Genomic DNA, 26,186 nt, shown 5'->3' with positions numbered 1-26,186 from the left:
GGCGGGCGACATGAGCCGCGCGGAGCAGACCGGCCCGGAACAGATCGGCATCCGCAAGGGCTTGTTCGGGGTGCACGGCAGCGGCGACACCTCCGGCTATGGCGGACTCGTCCAAGCCGTCACCCTGCCCGGCAGTTCCACCCGCCCGTACGGCGGGTATTTCGACGAGATTGCCGACGAACTGGCAGCAGGTCTGGCCGAGATGTCCGCGCGTGCGCCCGGCTACGACGAGGCCGTCGAGAAGGTGGTGATCTTCCGCGATGAAATGACCGTCCACGTGCGCAGACAACACCTGCGACCGGTGGCGCTGACGCTGCGTGACCGCGACGCGCTGCGGTTCGAACTGTGCCTGGGTGTCAACGGTGTCCACTACCCCGATGATCACGACCGGGAACTGCACGCGGTGTATCCGCTGGCGTCGATCACCCACAATCGTCGAGTGCGCCTCGAGGTCGCCGCCCCCGACTCGGATCCGCACATTCCCACGCTCACCGACATCTACCCGACCAACGACTGGCACGAGCGCGAGACCTACGACTTCTTCGGCATCGTCTTCGACGGCCACCGTTCGCTGACCCGTATCGAGATGCCCGACGACTGGCAGGGCCATCCCCAGCGCAAGGATTACCCGCTCGGTGGAGTTCCGGTGGAGTACAAGGGGACCCGTATCGCACCCCCTGATCAGCGGAGGTCCTACAACTGATGACCACCACCGATGACAACACGCCCAACTCCCATCCCGACGACGTGCGTGCCACCCAGACCTACACGGTCTCCGGTCAGGACTGGGACGAGATCGTCACCGCCGTCCGCGAACGGGCCGAAGCCCAGCCCGGCGACGAACGCATCGTGGTCAACATGGGTCCACAGCATCCCTCCACCCACGGAGTGCTGCGGCTGATCCTGGAGATCGAGGGCGAAACCGTCACCGAGGCCCGGTGCGGAATCGGCTACCTACACACCGGCATCGAGAAAAATCTCGAGTACCGAACCTGGATGCAGGGGGTCACCTTCGTGACCCGGATGGACTACCTGTCGCCGTTCTTCAACGAGACCGCCTACTGCCTGGGTGTGGAACGCCTGCTGGGCATCACCGACGACGTCCCAGAACGTGCCAGCGTCATCCGGGTATTGCTGATGGAACTCAACCGGATCTCCTCGCACCTCGTCGCACTGGCCACCGGCGGAATGGAACTCGGCGCGGTCACCGCGATGTTCCTCGGTTTCCGGGAACGCGAGATGATCCTCGACATCTTCGAGTACATCACCGGCTTGCGGATGAACCACGCCTACATCCGGCCGGGCGGCGTCTCCCAGGATCTGCCCGAAGACGCGGCGGACAAGGTAGGCGAGTTGCTCGATATCCTGCCGGCTCGACTCGGTGAACTCGAGGACCTACTCAACGAGAATTACATCTGGAAGGCCCGCACCCAGGGCGTCGGCTATCTCGACCTCACCGGGTGTATGGCGCTCGGGATCACCGGCCCGGTCCTGCGGTCGACCGGCCTGCCACACGACCTGCGCAAGTCCCAACCCTATTGCGGCTACGAGAACTACGAGTTCGACGTGATCACCGACACCACGTGCGACTCGTATGGCCGGTACCTGATCCGGGTCAAGGAGATGCAGGAATCCGTGCGGATCGCACGGCAATGCCTCGACCGTCTGCGACCCGGCCCGGTGATGGTCGCCGACCGCAAGATCGCCTGGCCGGCCGACCTGGCATTGGGGCCCGACGGGCTCGGTAACTCGCCCGAGCACATCGCGAAGATCATGGGCACATCCATGGAAGCGTTGATCCACCACTTCAAGCTGGTGACCGAAGGCATGCGGGTGCCGGCCGGACAGTGCTACGTGCCCGTCGAATCGCCCCGGGGCGAACTGGGCGTGCACATGGTCTCCGATGGGGGCACACGCCCTTACCGGGTGCACTACCGCGATCCGTCGTTCACGAATCTGCAAGCGGTGGCGGCGATGTGCGAGGGCGGCATGGTGGCCGACGTGATCACCGCGGTCGCCAGTATCGATCCGGTGATGGGAGGGGTCGACCGATGAGTGACCCGGTGTTCGTGGATCTGACCGCGCCGACCGAGCAGGGAGAGCATCCCGGCCAGGGTGCGGTGGTCCTGCCGCCGCAACCGCATCCGACTATCCGCTTCGGCGGCCCCGACCACTACGCCGACGAGGTGCGCACCCGGCTGGCGGCCGACGCCGCCGGCATCATCGAACGGTATCCACAGCCACGTTCGGCGTTGTTGCCCCTGCTGCATCTGGTGCAATCCCAGGACGCGCAGATCACTCGGGCCGGCGTGGAGTTCTGTGCCGCACAATTGGGGCTCACCGCCGCCGAGGTCGCCGCGGTGGCCACCTTCTACTCGATGTACCGCCGGTCGGCCACCGGCGAGTACCTCGTCGGGGTGTGCACCAACACGCTCTGCGCGGTGATGGGCGGCGACGAGATCCTGGCCGCGCTGCGCGACCACCTGGGTATCTCGCCCGGGGACACCACTGCCGACGGACGCATCACCCTCGAACACGTCGAATGCAACGCGGCCTGTGACTTCGCGCCGGTGGTGATGGTCAACTGGGAGTTCTTCGACAACCAGACCCCTGCGGGCAGTGTGGAACTCGTCGAGGATCTGCGGGCAGGTGTCGCGGTCACCCCCACGCGATCCACCGGCAGTGTGTGCAGTTTCCGACGGACCGCTCGGCTGCTCGCCGGGTTACCCGAAGACGGGGGTGACGCATGACCGCGCTGTCGACCGGCACCGACCCTGCCGAAACTCCTGTCCTGAGCCGCTATTGGGACGAACCCGAATCCTGGACACTCCGAAGCTACGAGTCCCACAACGGGTATGCGGCGTTGCGTAGCGCGCTGCAACAGGAGCCGGACGACCTCATCGACACCATCAAGGCTTCCGGGCTGCGGGGACGCGGTGGTGCCGGATTCCCGGTAGGCATGAAGTGGTCGTTCATCCCGCAGACCGATCCGGCCGATTCCGACTCCCCCGATCCGCGCCCGCACTATCTCGTGGTCAACGCCGACGAATCCGAACCGGGCACCTGCAAGGACATCCCGCTGATGCTGGCGTCACCGCACTCGCTCATCGAGGGTGCGATCATCGCCGCCTACGCGATCCGCGCCGCGCACGCCTTCATCTACCTTCGCGGCGAAGTGGCCTCGGTGCTGCGCCGACTCCGCTCAGCGGTCGAGGAGGCCTACACCGCAGGCTATCTCGGCTTCGACATCCTCGGATCAGGCTTCGACCTGGAATTGGTGGTGCATGCCGGCGCCGGCGCCTACATCTGCGGTGAGGAGACCGCACTGCTGGACTCGCTGGAAGGCCGGCGCGGCCAACCACGGTTGCGGCCACCGTTTCCCGCGGTCGCAGGTCTCTATGCCAGTCCGACGGTGGTCAACAACGTCGAATCGATAGCCAGTGTGCCGCCGATCATCCGCAACGGTGTCGACTGGTTCCGCTCGATGGGCACCGAGAAGTCGCCTGGATTCACGCTGTACTCGCTGTCGGGGCATGTGGCCCGCCCCGGCCAGTACGAGGCGCCGCTGGGGATCACATTGCGTGAGCTGCTCGAGCGCGCCGGTGGGGTGCGCGCCGGTCACGAGCTGAAATTCTGGACACCCGGGGGATCGTCGACGCCGATCCTCACCGCCGAGCATCTCGATGTCCCCCTCGACTACGAGGGGGTGGGCGCGGTGGGTTCGATGCTGGGCACCAAAGCGCTGCAGATCTTCGACGAGACGACGTGTGTGGTCCGCGCCGTGCTGCGCTGGACCGAGTTCTATGCCCACGAGTCGTGCGGCAAATGCACCCCGTGCCGGGAGGGCACCTATTGGCTCGTGCAGTTGCTGGCACGGATCGAGGCCGGCGCGGGTACTGCCGCCGATCTCGACACCATCACCGATGTCACCAACAGCATCGTGGGAAAGTCGTTCTGTGCGCTCGGCGATGGCGCGGGCAGTCCCATCGTGTCGTCGTTGGAGCATTTCCGCGACGAGTACCTCGCCCACTTCGAGGGCGGCTGCCCGTTCGATCCGCACCGATCAACGCTCTACGCCGACTCCGAGTCCGGAGGTGACCGATGACCGCCGTCGACGAACCCACCACCGAACAACGACCCGATCTGGTGACGGTCACCATCGACGGCGCCGAGATCGTGGTACCGAAAGGAACTCTGGTGATCCGGGCCGCCGAGCTGATCGGCACCCAGATCCCGCGATTCTGCGATCACCCGCTGCTCGACCCGGTCGGCGCCTGCCGGCAGTGTCTCGTGGAGGTGGAGGGTCAGCGCAAACCGCTGGCCTCGTGCACCACTGTGGTCACCGACGGCATGGTGGTGCACACCCAGCGCAGTTCCGAGGTCGCGGAGAAGGCTCAGCGCGGCGTCATGGAGCTGCTGCTCATCAACCATCCGCTCGACTGTCCGGTGTGCGACAAGGGCGGTGAGTGTCCGCTACAGAACCAGGCGATGTCCTCGGGACGGGGCGACTCCCGGTTCACCGGCACCAAGCGGACCTTCACCAAACCGGTCCCGTTGTCCTCGCAGGTCCTGCTCGACCGGGAACGATGCGTCCTGTGTGCACGTTGCACACGGTTCTCCGACCAGGTCGCCGGCGACCCGCTGATCGACCTCGCCGATCGCGGTGCGTTGCAGCAGGTGTCGATCTACCAGGACGAACCGTTCGAGTCGTACTTCTCCGGCAACACGGTGCAGATCTGTCCGGTCGGTGCCCTCACCGGTGCCGCATACCGATTCCGTGCGCGGCCCTTCGACCTGGTGTCGACACCCGGGGTCTGCGAACACTGCGCCAGCGGCTGCGCGCAACGTACCGATAACCGACGCGGCACGGTGTTGCGTCGCCTGGCCGGCGACGATCCCGAGGTCAATCAGGAATGGAACTGCGACAAGGGGCGCTGGGCGTTCGCCTACGCGAACGCCGACGACCGGATCACCGCGCCGATGATCCGCGGCGCCGACGGTGAGCTCCGAGGCGTGTCGTGGGCCCACGCGCTGCGCCACGCCGCCCAGATGCTGTCGGCGGCACGTGGCCGCACCGGAGTGCTGGCCGGAGGCCGGCTCACCGCCGAGGACGCCTATGCCTACGCCCGATTCGCCCGGGTCGCCCTGGACACCAACGACATCGATTTCCGTGCGCGAGTGCACAGCGGCGAGGAGGCCGACTTCCTCGCCGCACAGGTCGCGGCCCGACCCGACGACATCACCTACCGCGACCTCGATACGGCACCGGCCGTGCTGCTGGTGGCCTTCGAGCCGGAGGAGGAGTCACCCATGGTCTTCCTCCGCCTCCGGCGCGCCGTGCGCACCCGCAACCAACGGGTCACCGCGATCGCCGCCCTGCCCAGTCCCGGCGTCCGCAAGCTCGCGGGCCACCTGTTACCCACCGTGCCGGGAGATGAAGCTGCGGTACTGGATTCCGCTGCCGCTATCGACGCGGTCGCCGCGCCGGGATCGGTCATCGTCGTCGGCGAGCGGTTGGCCGGGACACCCGGAGGGCTGAGCGCCGCGGTGCGCCTGGCCGAACGGACCGGGGCACGGCTGGCATGGATCCCGCGTCGAGCCGGTGAACGCGGCGCACTGGAGGTGGGTGCCGCACCCAACCTGCTCCCGGGTGGCCGGCCCGTCGCCGATCTGTCCGCGCGCACCGAGATCGCGATGGCCTGGCAGGTCGCCGATCTGCCGAGCACGCCCGGCCGCGACACCGCTGCCATCGTCGCGGCGGTGGCCCGGCGGGAACTGTCGGCACTGCTGGTGGGCGGGGTGGAGCTCGCCGACCTCCCCGACCCGGCCGCAGCCATCGCTGCCGTGGCCGACGCCGATGTCGTGGTGAGCCTGGAGATCCGACGGAGCGCCGTCACCGACCGCGCCGATGTGGTGCTGCCGGTTGCGGCGGCACCGGAGAAGTCGGGAATGTACCTCGACTGGGAGGGCCGCGCCCGCCCGTTCGGCACGGCCCTGCCGGAGGTCGGAACGTTGCCCGACCATCGGGTCCTCGACGCTCTCGCCCGTCAGATGGGCGTCGACATCCGGTGCGCTGACATCGCGACGATCCGTGCCGACCTCGAACGACTCGGGCCCTGGCGCGGACTGCGACCACCGTCGCCGGACGTCGCCGTGCCGCCGCATCGGCCGACGGCCGAGACCGGCCGGGCCGTGCTCGCCACGTGGCGCATGCTCCTCGATGACGGGCGCCTCCAGGACGGTGAGCCGCATCTCGCCGGGACGGCCCGCACCCCCGTCGTCCGCATGTCGGCGGCCACCGCAGCGGGAATCGGTGCCGCCGACGACTCGCCCGTCGAGGTCGGTACCACCTGCGCCGCGATCGTGTTGCCGTTGCAGATCACCGAGATGGTCGACGGTGTGGTCTGGGTGCCGATGAACTCACCGGGCGCGTCGGTGACCGCGGACCTGCGAGCGCAGGCCGGTGACGTCGTCACCATCGCGACGGTCGAGGAGGTGTCATGACCTTCCCCACGCTCGCCGACTTCGGTCAGGACCCGTGGTGGCTCATCGGGCTCAAGGCGCTGGCGGTGTTCGCGTTCCTCGTGGCGAATCCGCTCGCCGCGATCCTCATCGAGCGGAAGATCATGGCGCGCATGCAGACCCGGATCGGACCCAACCGGGTGGGGCCTCGTGGACTGTTGCAGAGTCTGGCCGATGGTGTGAAGCTCGCCCTCAAGGAGGGCATCATCCCCAGCGGCGTGGACAAGCCGATCTACCTCGCCGCTCCGATCATCGCGGTGGTCCCTGCCGTGATGGCGTTCGCGGTCATCCCCTTCGGCCCCATGGTCTCGGTGTTCGGGCATCAGACCCCGCTGCAACTCACCGACCTTCCGGTCGGTGTCCTCTATGTGCTCGCGATCACCTCGGTCGGGGTGTACGGCATCGTGTTGGCCGGATGGTCCTCGGGGTCGACCTATCCGCTGCTCGGCGGGCTGCGCTCCACCGCTCAGGTGATCTCTTACGAGATCGCCATGGGCCTCACGTTCGCGGCGGTGTTCCTCGACGCCGCCACCATGTCGACCTCAGGCATCGTGGCAGCACAGGAACACCACTGGTATGTGCTGCTGTTGCTGCCGTCCTTCGTCATCTACGCGGTGTCGATGGTCGGTGAAACCAACCGCGCACCTTTCGATCTCCCGGAGGCCGAGGGCGAACTCGTCGGTGGTTTCCACACCGAGTACAGCTCGCTGAAGTTCGCGATGTTCATGCTCGCCGAGTACATCAATATGGTCACCGTCTCGGCGCTGGCCACCACACTGTTCCTCGGCGGCTGGCAGGCCCCGTGGCCGCTGAGCGCGTTCGACTGGGCGAACTCCGGTTGGTGGCCGATCCTGTGGTTCACCCTCAAGGTCTGGGTGTTCCTGTTCGTGTTCATCTGGTTGCGCACCAGCCTCCCGCGGCTGCGCTACGACCAGTTCATGAATCTGGGCTGGAAAGTCCTCATCCCGATATCGCTGACCTGGGTGATGGTGGTGGCCGTGATCCGGGCGGCGATCGGCACCTCCGACGACGACGACCTCGCGCGGTCGCTGGTCTCCGCGGCTGCGGGGCTCGTGGTGACCGCGCTGCTGTTGTACGCGGTGTGGCGGTTGATGCGACTGCCGAAGGAAGTTGAAGAGGACGAGAAAGCCGCACAACCGCCCGCATTCGATCCGATGGCCGGCGGGTTCCCGGTGCCCCCGTTGCCCGGTCAGGTCCTCTCGGCGCGTCCGATGTCCCCGCCGCCCGATCCCCGCAAGGAGACGACCGATGCCTGATTTCATGAAGCCGATGAGCGGACTGGGCGTGACGTTCTCGTCGATGTTCTCGCCCACCATCACCGAGCAGTACCCCGAGCAGAAAACACCCACCGCACCTCGCTATCACGGCCGCCACCAACTCAATCGGCATCCCGACGGACTGGAGAAGTGCATCGGGTGCGAACTGTGCGCCTGGGCGTGTCCGGCCGATGCGATCTACGTCGAGGGTGCCGACAACACCGACGAGGAGCGGTATTCGCCGGGCGAACGCTACGGCCGGGTGTACCAGATCAACTACCTGCGGTGCATCGGTTGCGGTCTGTGCATCGAGGCCTGCCCCACCCGGGCGTTGACAATGACCAACGACTACGAACTCGCCGACGACAACCGCGCCGACCTCATCTACGAGAAGGACCGGTTGCTGGCACCGCTGGCGCCCGGGGTCGAGGCGCCGCCACACGAGATGGCCCCGGATTCCACCGAGGAGAACTACTACCGCGGTGAGGTGTCGAAGGAGGGGCGCCTGGTGGGGAGGGCGGACTCGTGACCACCACGCTCCTCGCGGAGCTGACCCGCACGTCGACATCGGTCCCGCTCGCTTCGCTCCCGGCGACCAGCACGGGTGAGGCCGTGCAGTTCTGGGTGCTGGGGGCGGTCGCACTGATCGGTGCTCTCGGCGTCGTGTTCGCCACCAAGGCCGTGTATTCGGCGATCTTCCTGGCGACGACGATGATCATCCTGGCGATCTTCTATGTCGCGCAGGGTGCGCTGTTCCTGGGTGTGGTGCAGGTGGTGGTCTACACCGGCGCGGTGATGATGCTGTTCCTGTTCGTGCTGATGCTGATCGGTGTCGACTCGTCGGACTCCCTGGTGGAGACGCTGCGCGGGCAACGCGTTGCCGCGGTCCTCATCGGACTCGGATTCGGCGTGCTGCTCATCGCCGGGATCGCCAACGCGTCGCTCGCCGTGTTCGTCGGCGCGCCGGTGGCCGGCGCTCCCGGTGCGCCCGCCACCGCGGGCGACGGCAACGTCGAAGCGATCGCCGAGCTCATCTTCGTGCAGTATCTTTGGGCGTTCGAACTCACCGGCGCCCTGCTCATCGCGGCCACGCTGGGCGCCATGGTCCTCGCCCATCGGGAACGGTTCGGTCCGCGACGCACCCAGCGGGAGCTGTCAGTACAACGATTCCGGGACGGCATCGACATGACGCCGCTGCCCAGTCCCGGCGTGTACGCGCGGCACAATGCCGTCGACGTGCCCGCGCTGCTCCCGGACGGCACCCCGTCGGATCTGTCGGTGAACGCCACGCTGCGTCCCCGATCTGCGGTCGCGCCGAGTCACGAATCCCCCAGCATCCGTAGACAACTCGCCGAAGGACGCGGGAAGGACCACGGATGAATCCAGAGAACTACCTCTACCTCGCGGCGTTGCTGTTCGCTATCGGCGCAGCCGGGGTGCTGCTGCGGCGCAACGCGATCGTGGTCTTCATGTGTATCGAGCTGATGCTCAATGCAGCCAACCTCGCATTCGTGACGTTCGCCCGGATGCACGGCTCGTTCGACGGTCAGGTGATCGCGTTCTTCGTGATGGTGGTCGCCGCAGCCGAGGTGGTGGTGGGTTTGGCCATCATCATGACCATTTTCCGCGCCCGCAGGTCGGCCTCGGTCGACGACACCGACCTGCTGAAGCGATAGTGAGGTGCCGGTGAGCTCCCAGACGACCGCCGACCTGCTCTGGCTGGTGCCCGCACTTCCGCTGATCGGCGCAGCGATTCTGTTGCTCGGCGGCCGACGCACCGACCGTTGGGGCCACCTGCTCGGTACCGGACTCGCGCTGGCGTCGTTCGTGGCGGGACTGATCATGTTTGTCGGCATGCTCGGCCGTGGCGCCGATGATCGTGCCGCGCACCAGATCCTGTTCAGCTGGATACCCGTGGGTCAGCTGCAGGTTGACTTCGGACTGCAACTCGACCAGCTGTCGATGTGCTTTGTGTTGCTGATCACCGGGGTCGGATCGCTGATCCACATTTACTCGATCGGCTACATGGCCGACGACCCGGATCGTCGCCGATTCTTCGCCTACCTCAATCTGTTTCTCGCCGCGATGCTGCTGCTGGTATTGGCCGACAACTATCTCGGCCTCTATCTCGGCTGGGAAGGCGTGGGGCTCGCATCGTATCTGTTGATCGGGTTCTGGCAGTACAAGCCGACCGCGGCGACTGCGGCCAAGAAGGCATTCGTGGTCAACCGCGTCGGCGACATCGGCCTCGCGGTCGCGCTGATGATCATGTTCGCCACCGTCGGTGCGGTGAGTTTCGAGGCGGTGTTCGCCGGCGCCGGACAGGTCGGCGAGAACGTGGTCACCGCACTCGGATTCATGCTGCTGCTGGCCGCTTGCGGAAAGTCGGCGCAGGTCCCGTTGCAGTCGTGGCTCGGCGACGCGATGGAAGGCCCCACCCCGGTGTCGGCGCTGATCCACGCCGCCACCATGGTGACCGCAGGCGTCTACCTGATCGCGCGCTCTAACCCCATCTTCGATCTCGCGCCCGCGGCACAGGCGGGCGTGGCCGTGGTCGGCGCGGTGACGTTGCTGTTCGGCGCGATCATCGGCTGCGCCAAGGATGACATCAAGAAGGCACTCGCGGCGTCGACGATGAGCCAGATCGGTTACATGGTGCTGGCGACCGGACTCGGCCCGGCCGGATACGCCTTCGCCATCATGCATCTGCTGACCCACGGCTTCTTCAAGGCCGGATTGTTCCTGGGCGCCGGGTCGGTGATGCACGCCATGGACGACGAGACCGACATGCGTCGCTTCGGCGGGCTGCGCACCCTGATGCCGATCACCTTCGCCACCTTCGGGGTCGGCTACCTCGCGATCATCGGCGTGCCACCGTTCTCCGGCTTCTTCTCCAAGGACCCGATCATCGAGGCAGCCTTCGCGTCCGGCGGCGTCGGCGGCTGGCTCCTGGGTGGTGCCGCGCTCCTCGGCGCCGGAATCACCGCCTTCTACATGACCCGGGTCATGATCCTGACGTTCTTCGGCGAGCGACGATGGGCCGACGATCCGTCCCCGCATCCGCACGAATCTCCCGGGGTGATGACCGGCCCGATGATCCTGATCGGCATCGGTTCGGTGGTCGCCGGCGCCGCCTTGGCGTGGGGTGATTCGCTGGTGCACTGGCTCGAACCCGTGGTCGGCGAAGAGCATCACGAGCTCGCGGTGCCGGCATGGGTGGTGACGGCGACCATCCTCGCCGTGGTGGCCATCGGCATCGGCCTGGCCTGGCGGCAGTACGCGATCCGCCCGGTGGTCGTACCGGCGCCCGACGATGTCGGGCCCCTGACCGTCGCCGCGCGACGTGATCTCTACGGCGACACCGTCAACGAACGACTACTGATGGCGCCCGGCCAGCACCTGACCGCGGGGCTCGTCGCGGTGGAGCGCGACGGTGTCGACGGACTGACCACCGGTGTCGGAACCACGATCGCCCGGGCGTCACAACGAGTACGGTCCTGGCAGAACGGCTACGTGCGTTCCTACGCGCTGTCGATGTTCGCCGGCGCCCTGGCGATCGTCGCGCTGGTGATGGTGGTGAATGTGCTGTGAACATCCCCTGGTTGACCATCCTGTGGCTCCTGCCGGCCCTCGGCGGGGTGGCGGCGCTCGCCGTGCCGAACACCCGCCCCGACCTCGCCAAGTGGTGGGCCCTGGCGGTTTCGCTGGCCACGTTCGGGGTGGCCCTCGGACTGACAGTCGGTTTCGACGCCGACGGCGCGCGATACCAGTTCGTGGAGGACCTGCGCTGGATTCCGGCCATCGGGACGCGCTACGCGTTGGGCCTCGACGGCATCGGGTTGGTGCTGGTCCTGCTGACCACGGTGCTGCTGCCCATCCTCATCCTCGCGGGCTGGCACGACGCCGACCATTCCGGGTCACTGGATCATGCGGGTGGGCGCAGACAGAAGGGACCGCACATCTATCTGGCCTTGATGTTGTCGGTCGAGGCGATGGTGTTGATGAGTTTCGTCGCCATCGACATCCTGCTGTTCTACATCTTCTTCGAGGCGATGCTGATCCCGATGTACTTCCTCATCGGCGGATTCGGGGTCCGTGCGGGGAACGATCGTGCCCGCGCTGCGGTGAAGTTCCTGTTGTACAACCTGTTCGGCGGGTTGATCATGTTGGCCGCGGTGATCGGCCTGTACGTGGTGACCGCACGATCCGGGCTCGGCAGCGACGGGGCGGGCACCTTCGATCTGCGGGTCATCGTCGACGCGGTGTCCGCCGGAGAACTCGACGCCGGCACCGGTCTGGTCCGAATGCTGTTCCTCGGCTTCATGTTCGCGTTTGCGGTGAAGGCGCCGCTGTGGCCGCTGCACGGCTGGCTGCCCGATGCCGCGGTCTCGGCCACACCGGCGAGCGCGGTGTTGATGATGGCGGTGGTCGACAAGGTCGGCACCTTCGCCATGCTGCGCTATTGTCTGCAGTTGTTCCCCGATGCCGCACGCTATTTCGCACCCCTGATCGCAACCCTCGCGGTGATCGGCATCGTCTACGGCGCGATCCTCGCGATCGGACAGACCGATGTGATGCGCTTGATCGCCTACACCTCGATCTCGCACTTCGGGTTCATCATCCTCGGCATCTTCGCGCTGACCAGCCAGGGCCAGACCGGTTCGACCTTGTACATGGTCAACCACGGGATCTCCACCGCCGCATTGTTCCTGGTCGCCGGGTTCCTGGTATCGCGGCGCGGTAGCCGACTGATCGCCGACTACGGCGGCGTGCAGAAGGTCGCGCCTGTTCTGGCCGGCACCTTCCTGGTGGCCGGACTCGCCACGCTGTCGCTTCCCGGACTTGCACCGTTCATCAGCGAGTTCCTGGTCCTCATCGGCACGTTCACTCGCTACCCGGTGGCCGCCATAGCCGCCGCGAGCGCCCTGGTGTTGTCGGCGATCTACATCCTGTGGACCTACCAACGCATGATGGGCGGCCCCCCGAGACCGGCATCCGCGGAAGGACCGGGAGCCGCGACCCGCCCCATGCGTGACCTCCACGGGCGGGAGCTGGCGGTCGTGACACCGCTGCTCGCACTGCTGCTGGTCTTCGGCGTCTACCCGAAGCCGTTGCTCGACATCATCGATCCGGCCGTCACACACACGATGAGCACGATCGGTGAGCAGGACCCCACACCCACCATCGTGGTACCGACGGAGGGAGACCGGTGATGACGGTTGCACAGCTCGCCCTCATCGAGGCACCCAGCGTCGCCTACGGCGCACTGTCGCCGATGCTGATCGTGTTCGGTGTCGCCGTCGTCGGTGTGCTGGTGGAAGCGTTCGCGCCCCGACGGCTGCGGTACCCGACGCACCTGGTGTTGTCGCTCGGCGGTCTCGTTGCCGCGCTCGTCGCCGTCATCACGGTTGCCGTCGCCCAGACCCGCGGCGGCGGTCTCGGTGAATCCGTCATGTCCGGTGCGGTGGTCATCGACCGCCCGACGCTGTTCCTGCAGGGACTGCTGGTGCTGATCGCGATCGCCTCGGTGGCCTTCATGGCCGAGCGGCGGCTGGAACGGGTGGTGGCCGCACCGGCACCGGGCCAACGGGTCAGCGACGGTCCGGGAGCCGCCGCCCAGGCCACCTTGTCGTCGGTCGAGGCGGACATGTTCACCCCGTCCGGGGCATCGGTACCCAACACCGACGCCGAGTTCGAGGCGACCCGCGCGGGTGGTCTCACCACCGAGGTGTTTCCGCTGACGTTACTCGCGGTCGGCGGAATGATGCTGTTTCCCGCATGCGGTGACCTGCTCACGATGTTCATCGCGCTCGAGGTGTTCTCACTGCCGCTGTACCTGTTGTGCGGTCTGGCGCGTCGACGCCGACTGATCTCGCAGGAGGCCTCGCTCAAGTACTTCCTACTCGGCGCCTTCGCGTCGGCGTTCTTCCTGTTCGGAGCCGCCTTCGCCTACGGGGCGACCGGATCGCTACAACTCGGGGCGATCGGCGAGGCGGTCGACGCGGCGGCTCGCGAGCCGGCCGGCGACACCGTGTTGCCACTGATCGCGTTGGGCCTGTTGGCGGTGGGGTTGCTGTTCAAAGTCGGCGCCGTACCCTTTCACGCCTGGATTCCGGACGTGTATCAGGGCGCCCCCACGCCGGTCACGGCGTTCATGGCGGCCGCCACCAAGATCGCCGCGTTCGGCGCGTTGCTGCGGGTGTTCTACACGGCCTTCGGTGGTCTGCGAGATGATTGGGAGCCCGTGGTGTGGGCGGTGGCAATCGCCACCATGCTCTTCGGCGCCGTGATGGCGGTGACCCAGACCGATGTCAAACGGATGCTTGCGTATTCGTCGATCACTCATGCGGGATTCATTCTGTTGGGATTGGTGGCCTTCGACGAGGCCGGCCTGGCGGCGACGATGTTCTACCTTGCGGCGTACGCGTTCTCCACCTTCGGCGCCTTCGCCACGGTGGCGGTGGTGCGCGAGCCGGATCGCCAGTCGGGTCCGCACATGTCCGGCCGTGAGGCCACCGACATCGCACAGTGGGCCGGACTCGGCCGACGCTACCCGCTGGTCGGCGCGATGTTCTCGATGTTTCTGCTCGCTTTCGCCGGCATCCCGCTCACCAGCGGCTTCATCGCGAAGTTCGACGTGTTCGCGGCAGCGGCCGGCAGCGGCGCCGGAGTCCTGGTGGTGATCGGTGTCATCAGCAGCGCCATCGCGGCCTACTTCTACGTCCGCATCATCGTCGCGATGTTCTTTGCCGACGTCCCGGTGGACGCCCCTCACGTGGTGAAACCGAGTGTCCTCACGACGTCGTCGATCGCGGTGTGCACTGTGGTCACCATCGGACTGGGGATCTTCCCGCAGCCGCTGCTGGACCTCGCGGCCAACGCGGCGCAGTTCCTGTCGTGACCGACCGTGCGACCGGTGCCGGACGACCCGGCTACAGTTCAGGAATGCGCTTTCTGCGTGCGGCAACCGTGGTGGCGGCGCTGGCGTGCGCCACCGGAATGTCGGCCGGCTGCAGCACCAACGACTCGACAGCCGTGCCGACGTCGCGCACCGTGGAGACGACGGTGGTGGCGCTGACCGAGTCATCGTTCGCCGACGAACCCGCGGCGGACTCCGCGGCATCGGCAAACGGATACCACCCTACCCTGGTCCGCCCCACCCTCCTCCGCACCGACGGCCGCCGCGCGAGCACCACTTACGATGTGCAACTGCCCCAGGTCGATGGCGGCACACCCGCGGTGCGCGACCGGTTCAACTCCGGGATGCGCGCCGCCCTCGACGATGTGGTGACCGGCTTGACCGACACCACCGTCTCCGACGGCTCGCTGGCCGACGACGAACGCAGCCGGATCACCACCATCACCGACGACGTGGTCGCCGGCACCGCGATCTTCACGACGTACGCGCAGGGCGCCGCCCACCCGAACAACCACGTGGCCACCATCACCATCGACGCCCACACCGCCCAACCGATCCTGTTCGACGACGTGTTTGTCGACACCGACGCCGCCGCAGCACAATTGGCGGCCGCCGTGGCCCGGATAGATCCGCGAGTCGATCCGACCCACCCCGATGTCGACAACTTCCTGAACTGGGTTCCGTTGGCCAACGGTTTCCACACATATGTCCCGGTGGTCCACGCGCTGGGTGACTGGCTGCCGGTCACCGTGCCGTGGGACGAGATCTCGGCGCTGCTGCGCCCGGGAATGGCTGATCAGCTCAGCGGGTGAACGCTCCGACCGACGCCGACCCGCGCGCCGAACTGGCGCGCCGCCTCGACGTCCTGTACTCCGATGCCGGTTCCCCACCGCTGAAGGCCGTCAGCGCCCGCGCCCGGGCAGTATTCGGCGACCAACTGGCGAAAACTCTGGGAACGTGCGCAGCAGGCGCGATCGTCGACACCAGCTCTGCCGGTGAGCTGTTGGTTTTGTTGGACTCGTCCGGAGCGAGGAAGTCGCCGCTGCTGCAAGCCGGCTTCGCCGCGCGGATCCGAGACGACGTCGACGTACTGCTGGTGACTCCGACCGCGGTGCCCGCCGGTCACCTCGATGCGTGGATACGGGATCGAGCCGTGGAGTCGAAGCCATATGTGCTGGCCGTCGACCAACTCGAAGAGATCTTTGTCGCGCCGTTCGACGATGCGGCCGCGGGCGCCTACCTCACGAAACTGGACGAGCTCTGCGCACCGGGCTCGGCCGGCCCAGGAGAATGCGGGCCGATATCTGCTACTCGAGCAGCCTGCGTTCTCGATCAGGCAGCGAGGTTGATCGCCACGCTCAGCAGGTCGCCGCCGAAGAGGTAGGCGTCGTTGAAGAACTGGGTGAGTCCGGTGAGCATTGGTTCACCCTTTCGTTGATCCATCGTGTGTGCCGCGTTTCGGCACGAGAACCACAGTGGCACCGCCGGCCAGTCATCCGCCTGAACCGGACCGCATCCGACCAGCTCAGAGGGTGAGAATGAACCGTCCGGGCCGGACGGAGGCGGTGTCCGGAGCGGATCGGAGGTGGTACTGGGCGCGAGCGGCATTGCGAAAAACTCTTCACATGTTCACAAAACGTGTAAAAATCTGTCCGATATTTTCACACGTCGCTAGTCTCGTGAAAGAGTCCCAGCATGTCCTGGCAGCCTGAAGAGCCGTACAACGCACTGCCGTTACCGCCAACCCCGGACAGCCTCGAATCCCGGGCCGTACTAAAAGCCGCGATCGGCGCAAGTACTGCGCTCGCGAAACTGGACCAGGCCGCCGTGTCGATGCCTAACCCCGCCGTGCTGATCAACTCGATACCGGTCCTCGAAGCACAGGCCAGTTCTGAGATCGAGAACATCGTGACCACGACCGACGAGCTTTTTCGCCACGTTGACGACGACGGAGCGGCGTCCACCGATCCCGCTACTCGCGAAACCCTGCGCTATCGCACAGCACTACACGCCGGTTTCACTCGCACGCAGGAGCGTGGACTCACCGCCTCAACCGCGTTGACGGTGTGCAGCATCATCAAGGGTCACGAGATGACGATTCGGAGCATTCCCGGAACACGGATCGCCAACCCCGCAACGGGCGAGGTCATCTATAGCCCTCCAGAAGGCCGAGACCTGATCGAGGACAAGCTGGCCGATTGGGAGCGCTTTGTTCACAACAACGATGGACTCAACCCGCTCGTCCGCATGGCGGCCGCCCACTACCAGTTCGAAGCGATCCACCCCTTCTCGGACGGCAACGGCAGGACAGGACGAATCTTGAACGTGTTGATGCTGGTTGAGGCAGGGCTCCTGCGGATGCCGGTCCTGTACCTTTCGCGCTACATCATCGACACCAAGAACGACTATTACCGACTCCTGCTAGCCGTAACCTCCGAGCAAGCCTGGGAGCAGTGGGTGCTCTACATCCTGACCGGCATCGAAAGCACATCGCAGATCACGCTGCGCAAGATCGATGCCATCCACGAACTCCAGGAGAGCTTCGGGAGGCGTTCGCGCGCCACCTCCAAAGGGGCGGCACACTCAGAATTCCAGTCGCTCCTGTTCGAGCAACCGTACTGCCGAATCAACAGTGTCATGGAGCGATGCGACATCTCACGGCCTACCGCCACGAGCTGGCTCAGTGCTCTCGTGGACGCCGGCCTGCTCGAGGACCGCAGGGTGGGGCGCGACCGACTCTTCATCAATCGCGAGTTTCTGAGTGTCTTGGCTCGCGAGGAGCCTCTAGAGACTTAGCAAGAGACTTGACATGTCCGACGAACAGGTCAAAAAAGCGCGAGAATTTTGACAGGTTTTCGTGACGTAGAACACACTCGATGCACCACAGCTGAGATACGAAACGGCCCCTCACCTGGATAGATGAGGGGCCGTTCGCTGCGGTGGCGGAGGGATTTGAACCCTCGGTACGGGGTTACCGCACACAGCATTTCGAGTGCTGCACCTTCGGCCGCTCGGACACGCCACCGCGGAAGACTGTACCGCAGTCGACGCCTGAGCCTAAATTGGCTGGTCAGAGCGACCTAGGGCGCTAGTTACCGGTGAGCTTGTTCTTGACGTCGTCGACCTTGCCCTTGACGGCATCAGCGGCGTCGGCGACCTTCTGCTTGCCCTGGGCGATGCCCTGGTCGCTCTTGCCCTCTTGCTTGAGGTCCTCGTTGTCCGTGAGGGAACCGGCAGCTTCTTTACCGCGTCCCTTCATTTCCTCGGCCTTGTTCTTGGCGTCGTCCTCGATACCCATGAACTGCCTCCTCCGTGAGAGTCCCGGGACCGGATGCCCCAGGTTACGAGAGCACTTACCACCGTGCCATGGAAGCTCAAACCTCTCCACAACCGCAGGTCAGTGCGAACCCGACCCGCCGAGGCGATCCTTGAACTCCCCTGCCTTCTCCCGGGCGACGGCGACGGCCTCCTGCACCTTCTCGTTCTCGGCGATCTCGCCGAACTTCTCCTTCGCGGTGTCGACGGCTCCCTGGACGGTGTCGCTGGCCGCGAACTCGTCGATCTTGTCCCGGACCGTGTTCACCGCGTCGTGCACGCTGTCGCTGGCCGCGAACTCGTTGATCTTGTCCCGGACGGTGTCGACGACCTCGTTGATCTTGTCGGTCGCATCGGACATGGCCACTCCTCGGTTTGTTGGGTGGCACACACGGCACCGTGCGCGCCCATGGCTCCAATCTGCCAGAGGAAGCGCGCCCATGGACCCTGAGATTCACCCTGAAATCGCACTTCAGGGCGCCGCGCACCTCAGGTCCGTCGGGGTTGGAAGAAGTCGAGCATCAGGTCGCGGCACTGCGCTTCGAGCACCCCGCCGACGACCTCCGGCCGATGCGCCAGCCGTGGATCGCGGACGACATCCCAGAGTGAGCCGACAGCGCCGGTCTTCGGCTCCCACGCGCCGAACACCAGCGCACCGATCCGCGCCATCGTGATCGCGCCAGCACACATCGTGCACGGTTCGACGGTGACGACCAGCGTGCAGCCGGACAGCCGCCAACCGTCCCCGAAGCGGCTCGCGGCGGCACGAAGCGCCAGGATCTCGGCGTGCGCGGTCGGGTCAGCGAGCGCCTCACGACGATTCGCTGCGCGCGCCAGTTCGATCCCGTCCGGATCCAGCACCACCGCCCCGATGGGGATGTCGTCGTCGCCGGCCTCGGCCGCGGCGGCGAGAGCCTCACGCATCATGGTCTCCCAGTGCGCGCGCGGCGACCCGCCACCGGTTGGGCTCAATGTCCCAGCTTGTCGAGCACCTTGGACAGTTCGTCGGCGAATCCGAGACGGGCGGCGATCATCCCGACCTGTTCGTCGGCGTAGAGATCCGTGTCACCGACGATGATGCTCATCACCGCATCCGGCAGCCCCAGGTCGGCGAGGATCGCCAGATCACCTTCCTCCCAGGGGTCCACATCGTCGAGTTCGTCCGGGTCGAGGTCCGGGATCTCGATGTTCATGGCGTCCAGGGCGTCGGCGGCCACGTCGTAGTCGATGCCAGCAGTCGCATCGGAGACCAACAGTCGCGGACCCTGGGGGGTGGGCCGCAGGACGATGAAGAACTCATCGTCGACATCGAGGAGCCCGAAGACGGCGCCCGTCGCGCGCAGCGAACGAAGCTGTTTCTCGGCGTCGGCGAGATCGGACAATGCCGACGACTTCAGCGCGGTGACCTTCCACGCGCCCTCCTCGCGCACAACGGCGACCGCGAACCCCTCGATCTCGTCGCTGACATCCTGTTTGTTGGGACCACCTGTTACACCCGCGCCGGCACCTGCCATGCAGGTCACCGTAGCCGCTAACCGCGTGCCGCCCAAGTCCTCTCCCCTCCCCCCCGCACCGCGGTCCACCGCCGCACCGACCCGGACGCATCGCCAGGGTCCCGGACGTTCCCGCCTCACCGCTGTGTGTGCGAATGTGATGAGGTGACTGCCGCGTCTGCCACCCCCTCCGCACCGAACCGATCGATCTGCATTCTCGGACTCGGACTCATCGGGGGCTCCCTGATGCGTGCACTGCAGATCGACGGACATCGAGTGTTCGGGTACAACCGTTCGGCGGAGACCGTCGATGCCGCCGTCGCGTCGGGCCACGATGCGTCCACCGACCTGGTGTCCACACTCGAGCGCGCGGCGGTCGACGACGCCGTCCTGGTGCTCGCGACACCCGTCACCACGATCGACGAGCTGCTCACCGAGGTGGTCGCGCATGCGCCGAACTGCCTGTTGACCGATGTGATCAGTGTGAAGCGGGCGGTCGCCGACGCGGTCGACCGCCACGCCCCGGGTGTGCGGTACGTGGGTGGGCACCCGATGGCCGGTACCAGCCGATCCGGGTGGTCGGCGACCGATCCGGATCTGTTCCGTGATGCGATGTGGATGGTGTCGACCGAGGACGGCACCGATCCGAACGACTGGTCGGCGGTAGCGGCGTTGGCCCGCGCGGTCGGCGCTCTGGTGGTGCCGGCCGCGCCCGACGCGCACGATCGGGCCGTCGCGGCGATCTCCCATCTGCCCCATCTCACCGCGGCGGCCACCGCAGCGGTGGGTGCCGGCGAGAGCGAACTGGCGCTACGCCTGGCCGCGGGCAGCTTCCGCGACGGTACGCGGGTCGCCGCGACGGCCCCGGGCCTGCAACGGGCGATGTTGGAGGCCAACCGGATAGCACTGCTGAATGTGCTCAGCGAGACCATCGACCGGCTGCTGGCCGCACGCGACGAGCTGCGCGATCACGGCACCGTGGAGGTCCTGGTGGACGACGGCCACCGATCCCGACTGGCCTATGAAGCGATTGCCGGGTCGGAACCAGTGCCGATCACCGGGGTACAGGTCGGCGAGCCGGGCTGGGCTCAGCAGCTACGGCGCCAGGCGCACCAGGCCCGCGTCTGGCTGGGTTGAGCCGTGGGTCAGACCCGGGTGGCCAGGCCCGCGTAGTCGACAACGAATCCATTGTCGTCCACCGTCAGCGACGACGTCACGATCGGCGACACGACGTCGATCCCGTCGGCGGTCGGGGTGTAGTGCAGGGTGGCCGGCTCCACTGTTCCGCTGGGCAGATACAGGTAGACCACGGGAACGTCGATCTCGCTGCCGCCCCGGTGCAGCCCATGACGACGGATCGGCAGGGCGTTGAACATCGGCGACAACGCGAGGTCGATGTCCTCGGCACCATTGAAGTCGCTGCGCTGCGTGCCGTCGGTGGTCTGGACCAACCAGTTGTGCTCACCGTCACGGGTGATCGCCATCTGTGTTTCGCCACTCGCTCGCACCAGATGCAGCGACAGACGTTTGGTGACGCCGCTGTCGTTGGTGACGAGTTCGTAGGACGCCGAGAACGCCTCGTGGGCGTCGGTGGCTGCGGCAATGATGCGGCCGTAGGCCTTGATCCGGGCGCCGTTGACCAACAGGCGCACCTGTTCGAGCCGGTCAGCGCCCTCGCCGCGCCAGGTGACCATCGTCTTGAGGTCGGGCGCCGTCGACGAGCCGCCCGACCCGGCGGTGTTCTCGGAAGCAGTTTGCGAAGCACTCACGGATCTACGGTAGCGACCTGGGCACCGGCGTACACACTCGATGGGCAGGCTGACGCCCCTGATCGGTGACCACGCTCACCTCAGGCCCGGCAGGAAACGGTCCGGCGCGGTGACTGCGCGGTGATCCGATCCTCGGCGACCACGCGGCCATCAACGGTGATCGTGCATCGCGCTTCACCCTCGCCGGCGAGCACCAGCACCCGGAGCGGATTGGCCGAGCCGGTGAAAGTGACGGTCCAGGCCGCCGACGCCCCGACCGTCGTACGCAGACCCACATCGTCGACGTAGAGGATCGTGCTCGGCGAGCTGGCGGCCACTTCGTAGGTGACCTCCTTGCCCGCGGTACGCGCCGAATCACCGGGCCCCCCGGGCGCGCCGGGTGCTGCGGTCGGCGGCTGAGTGGGTAGTTCGGAGATCACCATCGGCAACGTCGGTTGGGTGACGGGTTCGTCGCCACGCAGCGCAGCGCGGCCGACCGTCAAGGCCAGCAGCCCGAGCGCTGCGACCGCGACGAGCGCCACAAGACCGACGAGACGTCGATCCGACGGCGGCCGGCGCGGGGCGTCGACTCCTTCGCCGCGCTCGTACGGCCGGGCCCCGTCGGCGAGTACGCCATCGTCAGGTGCGCCGGGTGGTGTGCCCGTCGGTGAGTCGCCGTGGGATGCCTGTCCGGATGCACCGGCCGGTTGGCCAGGAACGAACATCGGTGTGCCGTCCGGGGCATAGCCGAGCGGCGGATACAGCTGGCCGTAGATCGGTGTCCGATAGAGATCATCCGTTGGCGGTGGTGTCGACCGGGGCGGCGTTCCGGTGGGATCTCCCATCGTCGGCCTCCCGTCGTGTCGTCGACCGGCACTGCGCCGGTCGTGGGCTCCTACGCCCACTCTTCGACACTACGTCGGCCCGGATGTCACCGCCGCCACCGTCCCAGGCCCCCGGATCACTTGATCGACTTACCGCGCCGTCGCCTCGGCCCGTTGCGGGTCGGCTCCCTGCCCACCGAATTTCAGCTTGCCGTCCTCGAACAGCAGCGGGTAGAGCAGGCCGCCGATGAGTCCGCCGAGCAACGGCGCCAGCCAGAACAGCCACAGCTGGGCCGGCGCCCCGTCTCCGTTGAAGAAGGCCACGGCCGTGGATCGCGCCGGATTCACCGACGTGTTGCTGATCGGGATCGAGATCAGGTGGATCAGGGTCAGGCACAGGCCGATGGCCAGCGGGGCGAACGTGCTGGGCGCCTTGCCGCCGGTGGTACCCAGCACGACGAGCAGGAAGAACGCCGTCAGCAGGACTTCGGCGATGAGCACCGCCAGCAGGGAGTACCCGTCCGGCGAGTTCTCGCCGTACCCGTTGGCGGCCATCCCGCCGATACGGTCGAATCCGTCTTTGCCGCTTGCTATCACGAGGAGCAGGAGCCCGGCGAGCAGTCCACCCACCACCTGCGCGATCCAGTAGCCCGGCAGATCTTTCCACGCGATCCGGCCGCCGACCGCCGCGCCGAGGGTGATCGCCGGATTGAAGTGTCCGCCGGAGATGTGGCCGACCGCGTAGGCCATGGTGACCACGGTCAGACCGAAGGCGAGCGCGACACCGAGGTAGCCGATGCCGACTTGATAGTTGTCGCCGCCATCGGTGGCCTCCGCGATCTGTTTGGCAGCGAAGATCGCTGAACCACAGCCGCCGAATACCAACCAGAACGTGCCGAACAATTCCGCAGCCAATTTTGCGACGGGTGAGGACGAGTTCATGCCTGAACCTTTCGGGTGAACGTCACGACATCGATCTCGCGAGTCACGATAACGGAGATGGGCTTGCGATCGGTGAATCCTGCGAAACTCTTCCGTGCCGTTTCCGCACTCGGATCGAACCGGTGTTCAGAGCGCCGGGATCACATGGTCGATCAGCAGCGGCGCGAGATCCTCGGGCAACGGCCTGTCCTCGACGTCAAGCCAACGGATCTCGGCGATCTCAGCGGAAGGCGTGAGTTCGTCGACGACACCGTCGTAGCCGAATACTGTTGCCTCGATCTCGAATCCGGATTCGTTGGCCGCCGCGGATCGGAACTCCCCCCAGCAGCGCAACCGGTGTGGCGGAATGACGAGACCCACTTCCTCCTCGCACTCGCGCGACGCCGCTGCGACCGCCGATTCCGATGTCTCCGGTTTTCCGCCGGGGAGCATGAACCGCGACGTCCCCCGCTTGCGCACGGTGAGCAGGTGTCCACGCCGGTCCCGGATGACGACGCCGCTGACAACGATTATCCGTGGGGTACTCGACACCCGGTGATCGTAAGGCCCTGACAGGTTCGACAACGGCGGTGACCGCTGTGTCTGAGTTGTCCACAGAATCTACTCACATGTGTGTAATTCGATCCGGGATGTGCACAGGTTCCCGAGCGAGCGGTTCCGCAAAAACGACACACGCCCCGTCACCTGATGGTGACGGGGCGTGTGTCGAGTGCGCCCGTAGGGATTCGAACCCCAAACCTTCTGATCCGTAGTCAGATGCTCTATCCGTTGAGCTACGGGCGCGTGCTATTCAGTTGTACTCCCACGGTCGGCGTGACCGTAGGTCGGCGGAGGCGAGAGGATTTGAACCTCCGGTCCCGTGTTAGCGAGACAACTCATTAGCAGTGAGTCCCATTCGGCCGCTCTGGCACGCCTCCTTGGCGGAGTCCTTTCGAACTGCCGAAGCGAAAGGTTACACACACTGTGCGCCACGAAGCAAACCGCGACTACGGCCGACCGGCTGCGACCTGACCACGGCCACACAACTACATTTGACGGGTGGCTTTGCGTATCCGAGAAGACCTTGCCGACCTGCCCGTCTACGTGCCCGGCAAGACGTTCCCCGGCGCGGTGAAGCTGGCGAGCAACGAAGTCACCGAGGGCCCACTGCCCAGCGTGCGCGAGGCCATCGGGGCGGCAGCGGCCGCCGTCAACCGCTACCCCGACAACGGCATGGTGGAGCTCACCGCAGCCCTGGCCAAGAAGCTCGGTGTCACCGAGTCCGAGGTCCAAGTCGGATGCGGGTCGGTGATCCTGTGCCAGAACCTGATCACCGTCACCAGTGGACCCGGCGACGAGGTGGTGTTCGGCTGGCGCTCCTTCGAGACCTATCCGTTGGCGACCCGGGTCGCCGGTGCGACGCCCGTGCAGGTGCCGCTGACGTCGGACCTCACCTACGACCTGCCGGCGATGGCGGCCGCGATCACCGACCGCACCCGGCTGATCTTCGTGTGCAACCCGAACAATCCCACAGGAACGGTCGTGGAGGCCGACGCCTTGCGTCAGTTCCTGCGTACCGTGCCGTCGGACATCATCGTCGCGCTCGACGAGGCGTACTTCGAATACCTGCGGCTGGGTCCGTCGCAGGCTTATGACGCCCTCGAACTGCGGCGCGAGTTCCGCAATCTGGTGGTGTTACGCACGTTCTCCAAGGCGTATGGGCTGGCGGGGTTGCGGGTCGGCTATGCGCTCGCCGACCCGGAGGTGATCGTCGCGCTCGGCAAGGCGCACGTCCCGTTCTCGGTCAACAGCGTCGCCCAGCAGGCTGCGCTGGCCTCGCTGGCCGCCAAGGACGAACTGCTGGCCCGCACCGACGCAGTCGTCGCCGAACGCACTCGGGTGAGTGGCCGACTGCGCGATCTCGGCTATCGGGTGCCCGATTCGCAGGCGAATTTCGTGTGGCTGAACCTCGGCGACGACACGATCGAGTTCGCGCAGGCCTGCGTCGAGGCAGGGGTGGTGGTGCGTCCGTTCGCCGGCGACGGTGTCCGGGTCACGGTCACCCACCCGGCCGAGGACGACGTCTTCCTGCGCTTCGCCGAGCAGTGGGCGGCGCGGACGAAATCCTGAGGTCGCCGCACCTTGGTTTTTTGATCAGAGGCCGCGAGAGATGGTGGGCCAGGCCTTCGCAAGATCCTGCTCCCAATAGATCCAGCTGTGGGTGCCGATCAGCCGGAAGCCGTCGGTGAAGGCCACATTGTTGGCGCGCAGCGTCGCTGCGAACTCCAACGAGCAGCGCCACGCGCCGAGTTCGAGCGCCGATCCGGCGGCGGTCACCGCCTCACGCGGTCCATCTTCGGGATCGTAGGGCGCGGTGAGATCGCGGGGCCCGATCGCCCCGGAACCCGCTGCGATGAAGATGTCCTTGCCACGGAGCTTGTCGAGATGCTTGCTGGGATCGTGCGCATCCCAGTTCGCCGAGCCGAACGGCCCCCACATGTTGGTGGCGTCACCGCCACTCTTGGCGACGGTGGTGCGGACGTAGCTCTCGTTCACCGGCCCCGACACCGGCGGGCAGCCACTCAGCGAGGCGATCCCGCTGTAGAGGCTCGGGTTGCGCATGGCCAGGGTGAACGCCGACTGCCCGCCCATCGAGAGGCCGACCACCGCATTGCGGCCCGTCCCGTCGAAGCGGTCGTCGATCAGCGGGGGCAGTTCCTTGGTCAGAAACGTTTCCCACTGCGGCTTGCCCAGGGCGGCGTCACGCTGCACCCAGTTGGTGTAAAAGCTGCCCGCGCCGCCGGTCGGCAACACCACATTGACGTTCTTGTCGGCGAAGAACTTGCCGGCCTTGCCCTTGGTGATCCAATCGCTGACGTCCTCGCCGGCGTCGGCCCCGTCGAGCAGGTAGACGGTCGAACGCGGCCCCGACGAATACTGCGGCGTGAGTACCGAGACCTTGACCTTGCCGCCCATGGATGGGGAGTCCACCCAGATGTCGGTCCGCAGCGGGCTCAGCTTCGACGACTTCGAGATCTCGGCGACCTTGGTGTCCGCGTGCGCCACCCCGGGCGCAGCGAGCACTCCGATGAGTACGGCGGCGACCACCGCCGGCCACCGATACGACTTCCGCATGTCATCCCTCACAACACGACGTGCCGCCCGCG

The 26,186-nt window shown here is 66.5% G+C and carries 24 protein-coding genes, 3 tRNA genes and 1 pseudogene; 16 read left to right on the top strand and 12 right to left on the bottom strand.

The features are described from left to right. Positions 1-10 precede the first annotated feature (10 nt). The 14 genes and pseudogenes from ACIGKQ_RS10610 (at position 11) to ACIGKQ_RS10545 (ending at position 17,514) form a co-directional block, all read left to right on the top strand. Entirely contained in the window at positions 11-703 is a 693-nt protein-coding gene (locus tag ACIGKQ_RS10610) for an NADH-quinone oxidoreductase subunit C (RefSeq protein ID WP_235723430.1), read from the top strand. Then, positions 703-2,055 carry an NADH dehydrogenase (quinone) subunit D gene (nuoD, locus tag ACIGKQ_RS10605; RefSeq protein ID WP_328715464.1) on the top strand — a complete coding sequence of 451 codons (1,353 nt, stop codon included), beginning with the start codon at positions 703-705 and terminating at the stop codon, positions 2,053-2,055. Before ACIGKQ_RS10610 ends, nuoD begins: the two co-directional genes overlap by 1 nt. Further along, a pseudogene (nuoF, locus tag ACIGKQ_RS10600) lies at positions 2,052-4,105 on the top strand (NADH-quinone oxidoreductase subunit NuoF). The gene nuoD and the pseudogene nuoF overlap by 4 nt, the downstream one beginning before the upstream one ends. Further along, a complete protein-coding gene (locus ACIGKQ_RS10595) occupies positions 4,102-6,504 on the top strand; it encodes an NADH-quinone oxidoreductase subunit G (RefSeq protein ID WP_396573532.1) in 2,403 nt (800 codons plus the stop codon). The pseudogene nuoF and the gene ACIGKQ_RS10595 overlap by 4 nt, the downstream one beginning before the upstream one ends. Next, on the top strand, positions 6,501-7,799 hold the full coding sequence (gene nuoH / locus ACIGKQ_RS10590; protein WP_266063831.1) for an NADH-quinone oxidoreductase subunit NuoH: 1,299 nt from the start codon (positions 6,501-6,503) through the stop codon (positions 7,797-7,799). The genes ACIGKQ_RS10595 and nuoH overlap by 4 nt, the downstream gene beginning before the upstream one ends. Further along, positions 7,792-8,328: an NADH-quinone oxidoreductase subunit NuoI gene (gene nuoI, locus ACIGKQ_RS10585; RefSeq protein WP_328715473.1), complete on the top strand. Its 537-nt coding sequence runs from the start codon at positions 7,792-7,794 to the stop codon at positions 8,326-8,328. The genes nuoH and nuoI overlap by 8 nt, the downstream gene beginning before the upstream one ends. Before the next feature lie 20 nt (positions 8,329-8,348). Beyond that, positions 8,349-9,179, top strand: a complete 831-nt coding sequence (locus ACIGKQ_RS10580; protein ID WP_396573602.1) for an NADH-quinone oxidoreductase subunit J — start codon at positions 8,349-8,351, stop codon at positions 9,177-9,179. Next, on the top strand, positions 9,176-9,475 hold the full coding sequence (nuoK, locus tag ACIGKQ_RS10575) for an NADH-quinone oxidoreductase subunit NuoK (RefSeq protein ID WP_235723378.1): 300 nt from the start codon (positions 9,176-9,178) through the stop codon (positions 9,473-9,475). The genes ACIGKQ_RS10580 and nuoK overlap by 4 nt, the downstream gene beginning before the upstream one ends. Positions 9,476-9,485: 10 nt before the next feature. After that, positions 9,486-11,390 carry an NADH-quinone oxidoreductase subunit L gene (nuoL, locus tag ACIGKQ_RS10570; protein WP_396573529.1) on the top strand — a complete coding sequence of 635 codons (1,905 nt, stop codon included), beginning with the start codon at positions 9,486-9,488 and terminating at the stop codon, positions 11,388-11,390. After that, entirely contained in the window at positions 11,387-13,012 is a 1,626-nt protein-coding gene (locus ACIGKQ_RS10565) for an NADH-quinone oxidoreductase subunit M (protein WP_396573528.1), read from the top strand. The genes nuoL and ACIGKQ_RS10565 overlap by 4 nt, the downstream gene beginning before the upstream one ends. Then, positions 13,012-14,700 (top strand): NADH-quinone oxidoreductase subunit NuoN, encoded by a 1,689-nt coding sequence (gene nuoN, locus ACIGKQ_RS10560; protein WP_396573527.1) that lies wholly within the window; start codon positions 13,012-13,014, stop codon positions 14,698-14,700. Before ACIGKQ_RS10565 ends, nuoN begins: the two co-directional genes overlap by 1 nt. Before the next feature lie 44 nt (positions 14,701-14,744). Continuing rightward, positions 14,745-15,530: a hypothetical protein gene (locus ACIGKQ_RS10555; protein ID WP_396573526.1), complete on the top strand. Its 786-nt coding sequence runs from the start codon at positions 14,745-14,747 to the stop codon at positions 15,528-15,530. Next, positions 15,527-16,102, top strand: a complete 576-nt coding sequence (locus ACIGKQ_RS10550) for a hypothetical protein (RefSeq protein ID WP_287016551.1) — start codon at positions 15,527-15,529, stop codon at positions 16,100-16,102. The genes ACIGKQ_RS10555 and ACIGKQ_RS10550 overlap by 4 nt, the downstream gene beginning before the upstream one ends. 311 nt (positions 16,103-16,413) lie before the next feature. After that, on the top strand, positions 16,414-17,514 hold the full coding sequence (locus ACIGKQ_RS10545; protein WP_328715480.1) for a Fic family protein: 1,101 nt from the start codon (positions 16,414-16,416) through the stop codon (positions 17,512-17,514). 141 nt (positions 17,515-17,655) lie between these two features. Here the strand turns inward: ACIGKQ_RS10545 and ACIGKQ_RS10540 are convergent. From ACIGKQ_RS10540 to ACIGKQ_RS10520, 5 genes are all read right to left on the bottom strand, one after another. Beyond that, positions 17,656-17,743, bottom strand: a tRNA-Ser gene (locus ACIGKQ_RS10540). A 63-nt stretch (positions 17,744-17,806) separates the two neighbouring features. Next, the gene (locus tag ACIGKQ_RS10535) at positions 17,807-18,016 is read right to left on the bottom strand and encodes a CsbD family protein (RefSeq protein WP_235723373.1); all 210 of its coding nucleotides are present in this window, start codon (positions 18,014-18,016) and stop codon (positions 17,807-17,809) included. 99 nt (positions 18,017-18,115) lie between these two features. Beyond that, on the bottom strand, positions 18,116-18,394 hold the full coding sequence (locus tag ACIGKQ_RS10530; protein ID WP_396573523.1) for a hypothetical protein: 279 nt from the start codon (positions 18,392-18,394) through the stop codon (positions 18,116-18,118). A 128-nt stretch (positions 18,395-18,522) separates the two neighbouring features. Then, positions 18,523-18,957: a nucleoside deaminase gene (locus ACIGKQ_RS10525; RefSeq protein WP_396573600.1), complete on the bottom strand. Its 435-nt coding sequence runs from the start codon at positions 18,955-18,957 to the stop codon at positions 18,523-18,525. Between the two features lie 44 nt (positions 18,958-19,001). After that, entirely contained in the window at positions 19,002-19,547 is a 546-nt protein-coding gene (locus ACIGKQ_RS10520) for a tRNA adenosine deaminase-associated protein (protein ID WP_235723371.1), read from the bottom strand. 144 nt (positions 19,548-19,691) lie between these two features. On the opposite strand from ACIGKQ_RS10520, the gene ACIGKQ_RS10515 reads away from it, so the two are divergent. Continuing rightward, a complete protein-coding gene (locus ACIGKQ_RS10515; RefSeq protein ID WP_235723370.1) occupies positions 19,692-20,663 on the top strand; it encodes a prephenate dehydrogenase in 972 nt (323 codons plus the stop codon). An 8-nt stretch (positions 20,664-20,671) separates the two neighbouring features. Here ACIGKQ_RS10515 and ACIGKQ_RS10510 read toward each other — a convergent pair whose 3' ends face one another. The 6 genes from ACIGKQ_RS10510 to ACIGKQ_RS10485 form a co-directional block, all read right to left on the bottom strand. Beyond that, positions 20,672-21,295, bottom strand: coding sequence for a putative glycolipid-binding domain-containing protein (locus ACIGKQ_RS10510; protein WP_235723369.1), 624 nt, complete (start codon positions 21,293-21,295; stop codon positions 20,672-20,674). An 80-nt stretch (positions 21,296-21,375) separates the two neighbouring features. Then, positions 21,376-22,119, bottom strand: a complete 744-nt coding sequence (locus tag ACIGKQ_RS10505; RefSeq protein ID WP_235723368.1) for a hypothetical protein — start codon at positions 22,117-22,119, stop codon at positions 21,376-21,378. 129 nt (positions 22,120-22,248) lie between these two features. Beyond that, entirely contained in the window at positions 22,249-23,040 is a 792-nt protein-coding gene (gene aqpZ / locus ACIGKQ_RS10500) for an aquaporin Z (protein WP_235723367.1), read from the bottom strand. A gap of 126 nt (positions 23,041-23,166) precedes the next feature. Beyond that, entirely contained in the window at positions 23,167-23,571 is a 405-nt protein-coding gene (locus ACIGKQ_RS10495) for an NUDIX domain-containing protein (protein ID WP_235723366.1), read from the bottom strand. Between the two features lie 179 nt (positions 23,572-23,750). Next, positions 23,751-23,823, bottom strand: a tRNA-Arg gene (locus ACIGKQ_RS10490). 45 nt (positions 23,824-23,868) lie between these two features. Then, a tRNA-Ser gene (locus tag ACIGKQ_RS10485) sits at positions 23,869-23,957 on the bottom strand. A 121-nt stretch (positions 23,958-24,078) separates the two neighbouring features. On the opposite strand from ACIGKQ_RS10485, the gene hisC reads away from it, so the two are divergent. Next, entirely contained in the window at positions 24,079-25,149 is a 1,071-nt protein-coding gene (gene hisC, locus ACIGKQ_RS10480) for a histidinol-phosphate transaminase (RefSeq protein WP_235723365.1), read from the top strand. Between the two features lie 24 nt (positions 25,150-25,173). On the opposite strand, the gene ACIGKQ_RS10475 is transcribed toward hisC, so the two are convergent. Then, complete coding sequence (locus tag ACIGKQ_RS10475; protein ID WP_235723364.1) at positions 25,174-26,154, bottom strand: alpha/beta hydrolase family protein; 981 nt, start codon at positions 26,152-26,154, stop codon at positions 25,174-25,176. Between the last annotated feature and the right edge of the window lie 32 nt (positions 26,155-26,186).

The sequence above is a fragment of the Gordonia sp. NPDC062954 genome, assembly GCF_044543825.1.
GTDB classification, from domain to species: Bacteria; Actinomycetota; Actinomycetes; order Mycobacteriales; family Mycobacteriaceae; genus Gordonia; species Gordonia tangerina.
The sequence above is the reverse complement of the archived record's forward strand: the minus strand, read 5'-3'. Positions and strand labels throughout refer to the sequence as shown.